Here is a 5,061-nt window from a genome sequence, read left to right as displayed (position 1 = left end):
AACGAAAAGATAAATTGTTTTTCATATATTAGATTTTGTGGTTAGAATTGGTAAAAGAGAGCGAAAGCTCTCTTTTATTTTTTTATATAAAGTCTATACTTACGGTGTCTCCTATATGGATACCCATAAGGCTGGCACTGCCTCCAAAGGATTTAGGATTGGCTTTGTCAATGGCCATCTCCAAGTATTTTAGGTGGTTGAAGACTAAGAACGGATTGCCTGCGGAGAGTCCATCTTCCTTTTGGTTGTATTGGGTACAAATCTCCTCTACGGAAGAATTATCTACACTTTGGTAGCGGAAATATACATTAAAGCGGCGTCCCTTGGCTTCTTCTCTTAGAAGGGCTTCGGTGATATTGGACACTACATTGCCAAAATGGTCTATATAAATTACATTGCCTTCTATCCTTTGAGCACGTACCTTAGGGATAAAGTTGCTGATATATAGGTGTTCGCTATAGGGGGTGCCCAATGCTGCTGCGGGTGTCCCTTGGCAAAGTTGCTGGGCAATCTTGGTGGAAAACTCTAAGGTGGGGAAGATGGATCGCCTGTCCTGCAAATCCAGCAGATAGACTTCCAGCCCCTCCTGATTGCGAGTGAATAGGGTGATAAAACCATTGTCCGCGGTGATAAAGTACTGTTCTTCATAGACTAAGAGCAAAAGACCTCGTTCAGTGGAGAGTTCATTATTAACTCCCATAATATGTATTGTCCCTTTGGGGAAGTAGCGATAAGCCCCTTGTAACAAATAGGCTGCTTCGGTGATACTGTAACGATCTACTTGGTGGGAGATATCCACAATACGTGCCTCGGGAACAAGACTGTAGAGCTGTCCCTTGAGAGCACCCACGCTGTAATCTTGTTCTCCAAAATCCGTTGTAAGGGTGATGATATTTATTTCTTTCATAGCTTGATATGTTCGTACAAATGTAAGAAAAAACTTGTAATTGGCTACTATATTTCCAATTTCTTTTTATCTTTGCCCCTTAGGAACTTTTCTCAACTGTTATGGCTACCAACAAAAATGCACTAATACGGTATAAAACGATTGATAAATGCTTGAGAAATACCTCACGCTTTTGGACGATAGATGACCTTATTGACGCCTGTACTGAGGCCCTTACCGAATACGAGGGCAAGGAAAATGTCGTCAGTAAGCGTACCGTGCAGCTCGATATTCAGAATATGCGCAGTGATAAGATAGGGTATAATGCACCGATAGAGGTTTTTGATAACAAATATTACCGCTATGCCGATCCTGAATATAGTATCACCAAGACAGAAATTCCCTATGAAGATATCAAGAAAATGCGTGAGGCGGTGGATTTCCTCAAGGAGTTTAAGGATTTCTCTTTCTTCAGGCACATGAGCGGTATCGTACATAGGTTGGAGGATTCCATTATCCTCTCTGCTGCCAAGCGTCCTGCTATTCACATGGATAAGAACGAAGACCTCAAGGGATTGGAATATGTAGATCCTATCTATCAAGCCATTATCCATAAGCAAGCCTTAGCTATTTCTTACAAATCCTTTCGGGCAAGGCAAGCCCATGTGCTAGAGCTGCACCCACAATTCCTCAAAGAGTATAATAATAGGTGGTTTCTCATTGCTTTTTACAAGTCTGACGTGCTTACCTTAGCTCTTGACCGCATGGAAAGTGTGAATATTTTATCAATCTCCTATGTTGATAAAAAAATAGATCCCAATGAATACTTCAAGGATATCATAGGTGTTACCCTCTCTCGTGGCAATCCCATAGAGGAAGTTGTTTTTTGGGTAGATAATAATAATGCTAACTATTTGATCACCAAACCTTTTCATCATACTCAGGAGATAGTAGAGGAGCGAGAGGATGGGATTATATTCCGCATTAAGGTACGTCATAATTACGAGCTAGAGCGGCTTATTTTGGGATTTGGAGCTAGTATAATCGTTTTAGCCCCTTCACGACTAAGGAGAAATATATCCTCATTATTGAAAAAAGCAGTTGCTAATTATACTGAAGAAAAACTAAAGGAGTGATAAAATATGTCTTGTTTCTCAGAAACGTTGAAAAATATTGTAATTTTACCCTTTAAAAACAGAAAGCACAATGAAATCATTTATAAGTTATACTCTTCTTTTTCTTTTACTTATGGGAGGTTGTCGTACCTCCAAGGTAACCAATACACAAGGCACTGCCGATAGTCGTCTCAAGGCAAAGGAAATTCTCGAAAAGCATCAAGAGACTTTCCCCGCTTTTGAGACACTGGTTGGAACACTGACCGTATCTTATTCCAAGGTGGGTAAGATTGGGCAGGCGATCCCACTGTCTTTTAGAATGAAAAAGGGGGAAGCCATTTGGCTCAGTGCCCCCTTAGGGATGGCCAAGGCACTTATTACTAAGGATAAGGTACAGTTCTATAACAAGCTTGACAATACCTATTTTGAGGGGGATTACACTATCTCAGAAAAATACTTAGGGGTACATCTTGGCTTTGAGGCTTTGGAAAATTTGCTCTTAGGACAATTGCTTTTCCGTGACCGACACACGACTTTCACTCCTGAAGAGGAGCGTTACAAAGGGGCGCTTAGAAAGGACGGATTGGACTTATCTTTCTTCCTTAACGCAGCTTTCAGAATGGATAGTTTGCTGATTGTACAAGAGAAACAAACTGAGCAAGAGCGTTCTCTCTCTGCTGCTTATACCTATCAGACGGTAGAGGGGCAGCTCTTCCCGCTCTCCCTATTGTTACAGGGCAGTCAGGGAGGGGATCAGGTACAGCTAAACTTGCAACTTAGTAGCTTACAGCGCAATGTGTCTGTTAAGTTCCCTTATACAGTACCTGCTGGTTTCCAACCCTTAACCCTCCAACCCTAATGCATCGTATTCTCTTATTCATACTCATCACTTCATTTACAGCTACTTTTGCCCAGACCTCCCAGAAACAAAAACAGCTGGAGCGGCAGAAGAAAGCCCTCTTGGAGCAAATCCGAGAGATGTCCGCCCTACGTTCCCAACAAGCACAGGAACGCAAGAGCTTGGCTACCCAAATAGAGGAGATTAGCGAAAAAATTTCTGCGCGTACCCAGCTGATTCGTGTAACGAATCATCAGGCTAACCTGCTCTCCCAACAGATCAAGGAAAACCAAAATCAGATGGCTAGCCTTAAGAAAGAATTGGAAGTACTCAAAAAGAGTTATGCGGCGGTGATAGAACAGTCCTATAAGACACGCTCACCCAAAAGCCGTTGGCTCTTGCTTTTGGCTTCTGAGAGTTTTGCTCAGGGCTACAAGCGACTCAAATATTTGCAACAGTATAGCCAATATAGGAAAAAACAAGCCCAAGAAATACAAGAGAAAAACACCCTGATACAGCAGCTGACGGACTCCCTTTCTCTTCAGCATAATTACCAACGTAAGATAGTGGAAGAGAATCAGAAGGAGCAAGACCGCCTTTCCCAAGAGCGCAAGGCACAGGAGACCCTTGTCGCCTCTATCAAAAAGAAAGAAAGTGAGTATGCCGATGAGATAAAGAAGAAACAAGCACAGGCCAATAAGATAGATAAGGAAATAGACCGACTGATCCGCCTTTCCATAGCTGAGGCAAACAAAAAGGGCAAAGGCAAGAGTACCTCCTCAGGCACTACCTCAACCTCAGGAAAGACAAGCAGCGATAAGATCTTCGACCTTACCCCAGAGGGACAAGCACTCTCTTCGGATTTTGAAGCAAACAAAGGAAAGCTCATTTGGCCAATTGAGCGTGGGTACAAGTCACAAGGCTTTGGTACTTATGATGATCCTGTGTATCCAGACCTGAAACATTATAATAATGGTATCACCCTTATGGCGCCACGTAATTCCGATGCGCGCTGTGTGTTCAATGGAGAAGTCTCGGCTATTATCTCGGTGCCTGGAGGTAACAAGGCCGTACAGGTGAGACATGGGAATTTCATTACCATATATTATAACCTTATACAAGTATATGTAAGTAAGGGGCAGAAGGTATCCGCCAAAACCCCTTTAGGAAAGATATTTACCGATAGTGAGGGACGAACAGAGATGAAATTCTTTGTCTATAAGAATACCAATAAGCTCAATCCCGAACATTGGCTTAGAGAATAAAACATAACAAGATGAAATTCAGACTATGGAAACAAGACCCCTTTGGGCATGCTCTGTGGATAAAACGGTTGATCATACGCGTTTTAGGTCCCTTAACCCACAGGCGATATAGGGGGTTCAATCATTTGCTGATAGAAGGATCAGAGATTATCCGCACCTTGCCTGATAAGGGAGTGCTTTTCATCTCCAATCACCAGACTTATTTTGCTGACGTGGTAGCCATGTATCATGTGTTCAATGCCAGTCTCCATGGCCGAGTGGATAGTCTCAAAAACATAAGTTATATATGGCATCCTAAGCTTAACCTATATTATGTGGCCGCTACCGAGACCATGCATGCAGGGTTATTGCCTAAGATTCTCTCCTACGTAGGAGCAGTACAGGTCAGTCGCACATGGCGTGAGAAGGGTAAGGATATACAAAGGGAAGTCAAGACAGAAGATGTGGAGAATATAGGAATAGCCCTAAATGATGGTTGGCTGATTACCTTTCCGCAGGGTACTACCTCTCCATGGAAACCTATTCGCAAGGGGACAGCACACCTGATAAAGACCTACAAACCCATTGTAGTACCCATAGTGATAGATGGATTCCGTCGTTCCTTCGATAAGAAGGGCGTGGTAGTCAAAAAGAAAGGGGTTACCCAGCGTATGCACATAAAACCGCCCTTGGAAATTGATTATGAAAGAGAAAGTGTAGAGGAAATAGTAGAAAAAGTAGCCCTAGCCATAGAGCAACACCCCTCATTTATCAAGGGAGGAGATGAATAATAGGGGTGTTAATAACTTATTTTGAAAAAAACAAATATTTTTGTTGGCGGAATAAAAAATTGTTGTATATTTGCACCTCGCAAAGGAGAAGTAAAAAACGCTTGTTTTTTGCGGTGAATAGTGTTCATTTTTGCCGGTATAGCTCAGTTGGCCAGAGCACGTGATTTGTAATCTCGGGGTCGTGGGT

General features: G+C 42.5%; 5 protein-coding genes. 4 read left to right on the top strand and 1 reads right to left on the bottom strand.

Translation table 11 applies throughout. From position 1 onward, the window contains the following. Window positions 1–82: 82 nt before the first annotated feature. Window positions 83–907, bottom strand: a complete 825-nt coding sequence (locus tag Q0625_RS04210) for an SAM-dependent chlorinase/fluorinase (RefSeq protein WP_298823715.1) — start codon at window positions 905–907, stop codon at window positions 83–85. A 101-nt stretch (window positions 908–1,008) separates the two neighbouring features. On the opposite strand from Q0625_RS04210, the gene Q0625_RS04205 reads away from it, so the two are divergent. The 4 genes from Q0625_RS04205 to Q0625_RS04190 all read left to right on the top strand — a co-directional run bounded on the left by Q0625_RS04205 (window position 1,009) and on the right by Q0625_RS04190 (window position 4,874). Beyond that, entirely contained in the window at window positions 1,009–2,022 is a 1,014-nt protein-coding gene (locus Q0625_RS04205; protein WP_298823713.1) for a WYL domain-containing protein, read from the top strand. Window positions 2,023–2,092: 70 nt separating this feature from the next. Continuing rightward, window positions 2,093–2,860 (top strand): DUF4292 domain-containing protein, encoded by a 768-nt coding sequence (locus Q0625_RS04200; protein WP_298823711.1) that lies wholly within the window; start codon window positions 2,093–2,095, stop codon window positions 2,858–2,860. Next, window positions 2,860–4,104, top strand: coding sequence for a peptidoglycan DD-metalloendopeptidase family protein (locus tag Q0625_RS04195; RefSeq protein WP_298823709.1), 1,245 nt, complete (start codon window positions 2,860–2,862; stop codon window positions 4,102–4,104). Before Q0625_RS04200 ends, Q0625_RS04195 begins: the two co-directional genes overlap by 1 nt. 11 nt (window positions 4,105–4,115) lie before the next feature. Further along, the gene (locus Q0625_RS04190; RefSeq protein WP_298823707.1) at window positions 4,116–4,874 is read left to right on the top strand and encodes a lysophospholipid acyltransferase family protein; all 759 of its coding nucleotides are present in this window, start codon (window positions 4,116–4,118) and stop codon (window positions 4,872–4,874) included. The last annotated feature ends 187 nt before the right edge of the window (window positions 4,875–5,061 follow it).

Origin of the sequence: uncultured Capnocytophaga sp., assembly GCF_938029845.1 — a bacterium.
GTDB lineage: Bacteria > Bacteroidota > Bacteroidia > Flavobacteriales > Flavobacteriaceae > Capnocytophaga.
This window is presented reverse-complemented; position numbering and strand designations above follow the sequence as displayed.